Annotated in this window: 5 protein-coding genes; all 5 read right to left on the bottom strand. The window is 70.8% G+C overall.

What is annotated here, in order from left to right:
• Positions 1 to 12 precede the first annotated feature (12 nt).
• The 5 genes from ACWGIU_RS30040 to ACWGIU_RS30020 all read right to left on the bottom strand — a co-directional run bounded on the left by ACWGIU_RS30040 (position 13) and on the right by ACWGIU_RS30020 (position 4598).
• Complete coding sequence (locus ACWGIU_RS30040; RefSeq protein ID WP_453711037.1) at positions 13 to 387, bottom strand: Rieske 2Fe-2S domain-containing protein; 375 nt, start codon at positions 385 to 387, stop codon at positions 13 to 15.
• Entirely contained in the window at positions 378 to 1793 is a 1416-nt protein-coding gene (locus ACWGIU_RS30035; protein WP_453711035.1) for an iron-containing redox enzyme family protein, read from the bottom strand. The genes ACWGIU_RS30040 and ACWGIU_RS30035 overlap by 10 nt, the downstream gene beginning before the upstream one ends.
• Positions 1794 to 1864: 71 nt before the next feature.
• Positions 1865 to 2950 (bottom strand): 50S ribosomal protein L11 methyltransferase, encoded by a 1086-nt coding sequence (locus tag ACWGIU_RS30030; protein WP_453711039.1) that lies wholly within the window; start codon positions 2948 to 2950, stop codon positions 1865 to 1867.
• 305 nt (positions 2951 to 3255) lie between these two features.
• Positions 3256 to 4011: a 2OG-Fe(II) oxygenase gene (locus tag ACWGIU_RS30025; RefSeq protein ID WP_453711034.1), complete on the bottom strand. Its 756-nt coding sequence runs from the start codon at positions 4009 to 4011 to the stop codon at positions 3256 to 3258.
• 32 nt (positions 4012 to 4043) lie between these two features.
• Positions 4044 to 4598: a methylated-DNA--[protein]-cysteine S-methyltransferase gene (locus ACWGIU_RS30020; protein WP_453711032.1), complete on the bottom strand. Its 555-nt coding sequence runs from the start codon at positions 4596 to 4598 to the stop codon at positions 4044 to 4046.
• Positions 4599 to 4795: the final 197 nt, after the last annotated feature.

Genomic DNA, 4795 nt, shown 5'->3' with positions numbered 1-4795 from the left:
GACGGGAGGGGATCAGACCGCCGCGCCCGGGCGGGCGAGTTCGGCCGACAGCGGCCGGTACTCACGGCTGGTGCGGCCGCAGACGTCGGCCGGGGCCGTCGTGCCACGGTCGGGACGGTCGGGGAAGACCGCCGTGACCCGGTTCCCGGTCCGCACGGCCGGGACCTCGTTCCGCAGCCGTGCCGCGGACGTCTTGCGGTCGTGCCAGGGGCAGATGAGCCGGCCGGCGTCCGGTGTCACACCGGCCAGGTGGAGCGGGCCGCCGCGGTGGGGGCACTGGGCGTTCATCACGAAGCCGCGGCCGCCCACCGTGGCGTACACGTAGGCCGTCCCGGAGACGACCACGCAGTTCTCCCGCCCCGCGACAGGGAAACTCACTACAGGCATTTGCGGTAATCCCCCACCGAGTGGATCTCGTAGACACACTCCTCGGACAGAATGTCGGCGCCGTGCAGCCGGTTGCGCCGGATGACGACGCCCTCTCCCGCCTCCAGCGTCAGCGACGAGCCGAGCCCGCTCTCGAAGCGCATGGTTCCGGAGACGATGTGGCAGAGCTCGTCGCCCTCGTGGCAGTGCGTGTTGGAGAGCTCGTTGAACGGCTCGACCAGGTGTGCCACCGGCGCCTGGACCCGGCCCTCCTTGATGGCCTCGTAGACGGGACCGTGCAGCTTCTTGAGCTCCGGCTGGTCGTCCATCCACGAGATCTGCGCGACGAAGTCCTTGTCGGCGACCTCCAGCAGCACCCGGTACTCCTCGATCCCGCGGACGATCTCGGGGATGATCCCCTCGCCGTGCGCCTCGATGAGCGGCGCGATGATCTTCTCGCGCGCCATCCGGCCGTGGTGCTGGTCGATGTGGATGTGCTCGGTGAAGTACGTGGTGTCGACGGAGTCGCCGAAGACCCCGTGCAGCAGGCGGTCGGCCCGCCGGCAGAAGTCGACCAGCGAGCTCTCGGTGTAGAACAGGGCGCCGACGTAGCGGAAGAACAGCTCGTGGTTCTTGCCCAGGTAGTGGAAGTAGTTGTTCAGCAGGAGACTGCTGTTGAGGTAGTACTGCCAGTACCGGTGCAGGTCGGACTTCAGGCCGACGGACTCCAGGGTCCGCTCGAACAGGGTGCTGTGCTTGGTGTCGTGCACGCCGTAGCCGTACTCGTCGATGACGACCTTGAACCACTCGGACTGGACGGGCCCGTAGTAGCCGAGGACGTTGCGCATCATCGGCGACGCCTCGGACAGGAAGTCGGGGGCGAACTGCACCAGCCACATGCGGGCGGCGCGCTCGGGGTCGGTGGATCCGGTGACGGCCGCCTCGATCGGTGACAGCTCCTCGCCGCCGCCCATGTCGAGCGAGTCGAGGTAACTGTCCAGGCTCGCCCTGGTCCACTTGCCGGACGTCTCGACCTCGTCGTCGAGGAAGCCGAAGGCGTACCGCTCCAGCGCCGGACGTATTCGCTCGCCCAGCGCCCGGTTGGCCGGACTGTAGAACGCGCGAAAGTCCTCCTCCTTGCCCTCCAGGCCGGATTTGGGGAAGAACACCAGGTCCGCCTCGTAGACGGAGGTGAGCAGGCGCTGCACGGCCAGGCTCGTGTAGTCGAGGATGTTCTCCCGGCCCGGCACCTTGTCGAAGTCGAGGTGCGGCAGGACCTGCGGGCGCAGCTGGCGACGGTAGGGGTTGTCGTCGTTCTGCCAGTCCAGGTTGTCGAGGAAGATCGGGTTCGTGGCGTACTGCACGATCGCGTCGCGCAGTTCGGTGCCGCTGAGTTCGAACGGGACGTGCTGCGGTACGTGACTCATTGCGTTCTCCTTGGTCGGGATGCGCAGGAGGTACGGCCGGCGGTACGGGGTGGGCCCGCCGGCGGTGTCGGTCAGACGTGCACGCTGAGGGAGAAGTCGCTCCACCGGAGCCGGAGCGGGACGCTCTCGCCCGCCTTCACCTGGACGGACTTCTCCAGCGGGACCCAGCCCTGCATCCAGTGCGAACGGGTGTTCTCCGGGGAGTTCGTCAGCGTGGTGCCGGCCGCCATGTCCAGCTCGAACCAGACGATCAGGGCGTGCGCCTCCCCGTCGGTGCTCGCGGTGAGGTCGATCTGGCGCTCGCCCGGCTCCAGGGGGTCCTCGGCCAGGTCGAAGTCCGCGACCGTGGCGGTCTCGGACAGGAACCGGTGGGGCCAGGTGCCGAGGCGCACCGGGAGGTGGCCGCGGGTGGACAGCGTGTTCATGAGCGAGACGTCGAAGCCGCCCGCCGTAGTGACCTGGTTGAGGCGCAGGATGTCCTCGCTGCTGACCAGTCGGCCGAGGATCCGGGCCGCGGAGGGGAACATGATTCCGCCGGGCTTCAGCAGATGCCGGCGCGCGTGTCGGATCGACGGCAGCAGGCCCTCGCCGATGAGCCCGCAGTCGACGATCTCCGAGACGAGTACGTCCACCGGGCCGTCGAGGTCACGGCCGATCTCCAGCGCGGTCGACGGCTTTCCGATCACCGTGATGACGTCGCCGTAACCGTGGGCGTCGATCACCTGCCGGGCCACCTCCGCGAGCAGGGGATTCATCTCGCAGGTGACGACGCGGGCGGCGCCGGCCCGGGCCGCCGCCATGGCGAGCAGCCCGCTCCCCGAGCCGATGTCCAGCACGGTCGCCCCGGACGGGATGCCACGAGCCAGGGCGCCGGCCAGGGCGTCGTTGCGCTCGGTGTCGTTCAGCATGGGGAAATGCCAGCGGGGCACGGTTCTGCGGGCGATCCGGGTGAAGACCTCGGAGTCGGTGGACGGACGGCCCGCCGGTGTCGTGAGCAGTGCGGACGCCTGCTCGGCGATGTCGTTCATCTCCTGCGCCAGCGATTGCAGGGACGCGGTGATGAGCCGGTGTTGAGAGCTGTTGAGCGACAGGCTCGGACCGTCGGGTCCGGGATCGTGCCCTGATGTCGTGACCTGTGCGCCCTGGACGTGCTGCATGTTCGCCACCGCTCCTCACGTTGGACCGCCCGATCAGCCGTGGTGCACGACGGCTCGTCAAGATCGGCGCTCCGTCGCAAGGCGACCGTACGGAAGCGCGGTGGTGCGGAACTCCAGCGGAACTCCAGTGCGAGCGGCGGTTCTTCCGGGCGCGGGCCCGCCGCGCGGGACGCTGACCCGCGGGAACAGCGCACCGCGCCGATCCGCTGGAACGAGGCGGCAGAAACCGGGTCCTCGAACCGGTTGATTCCGCCGCCTCCCGGTATAGGGATCGCCCCGGACCGGCGCGACCGGCAGGACGCCGTTCAGCGGGCGTCGTGGAAGATGACGCCCAGCACGTGGCGCTGCCCGCTGAGGACGGCGCTCACGCCGTGCCGCAGCGTCACCCGGCTCCAGCCGCGCACCGAGCGCACCGGGCGGTGGTCGACCGTGAAGATGAGGCCCTGGCCCTGTGTCGGCCGTCTGACGAGCGGGCGGGACTGGGCGCGCGGGCGCTGTTCGACGAACACGCTCTCCCCGCCGGTGAAGTCCTCGTCCGGGCGGTCGAGCATGATCGCCACTTGGAGCGGGAAGGTCAGGTCACCGTAGACGTCCTGGTGGAGGCAGTTGTAGCCGCCCCGCCCGTACCGGAGCAGGAGCGGGGTCGGGCGGTGCTGCCCGGCGGCCGCGCACGCCCCGAGCAGTGCCTCGTGGTCGGGGGCGAAGGCCGGCTGCCCCAGCCGCCGTGCCCATTCGTTGGCGATCAGGGCGAGCGGCGGGTACAGCCGCTCCCTCAGGTCCTGGACGAGTTCGGGCAGCGGGTAGGCGAAGTAGCGGTAGAGGCCCTCGCCGAAGCGGTGCCGTGCCATGGTCACGGTGCTGCGGAAGGCCGTGGGGTGGTCGAAGAGTTCCCGCAGCTCCGCACACTGCTCGGCCGACAGCAGCGGCGGGGTCACCGCCACCCCCTCGGTGTTCAGTTCCGCGGCCAGCCCCGCCCAGTCGAGGCTTCCGGGCGCGGCTGGTGCGAAGACCGGGCCGGGCAGTTCGAGGCCCGGGAGCTGGGACGGCTCGTACGCGCTCACATGCTCTGCTTTCTGCGGCGGGGAGGGCGGATTCAGGCGGCCGGCGCGGCCGCGGCTTCGAGGGCGAGCAGATGGCGTTTGGCCTCCAGCCCGCCCGCGTAACCGCTGAGGCTGCCCGTCGAGCCGATGATCCGGTGGCAGGGCAGCACCACGCACAGCGGATTCGCTCCGAGCGCCGTGCCGACGGCACGCGCGGCGCCGGGCCGCTCCAGCGCCCGGGCGAGCTCCGCGTAGGTCGCGGTGCGCCCGTACGGAACGAACTCGGCCAGCATCAGGTTGGTGCTCCGGCTGAACGGGGTGGCGAGCCGCAGATCCATCGCGACGGTGAAGTCCCGGCGGGTCCCGGCCAGATAGGCATCGATCTGCTCCCGGGCCTCGTCCAGGACCTTGTGTCCGGGTGCGCCGTCGTCCTGCGGTCCGGCCGGACGCAGTCCGGCCCGGCCCAGGCGCTCCGCGGCTCCTTCGGTGGTGCCGTAGCAGCACAGCACGAGCGCGTCGTCCGTCGCCGCCAGCACGAGCGGCCCCAGGGCCGTGGGATGGACCGCCACCGTGGCGGTGGCGGCGCTGAGCGGACCTGGGGTCGGCATGGCGGGACTCCTTCGTTCGTCATGATCTTCGTCCGTCACGACCCGGCCCACCGCCAGGGCCGTGGGGGGGGGGGGGGCCAACCCCCCCCCCCCCCCCCCGCGGGGGGCCCCCCCCCGGCCACCGGCCCGCACCCGGAAACGGCCCGAAGCCACCGGCCTGCCCGGCCCGACCCATCACGCCCCCGCCAGGGCACCCC

Source organism: Streptomyces sp. NPDC054840 (genome assembly GCF_053611065.1).
The sequence above is the reverse complement of the archived record's forward strand: the minus strand, read 5'-3'. Positions and strand labels throughout refer to the sequence as shown.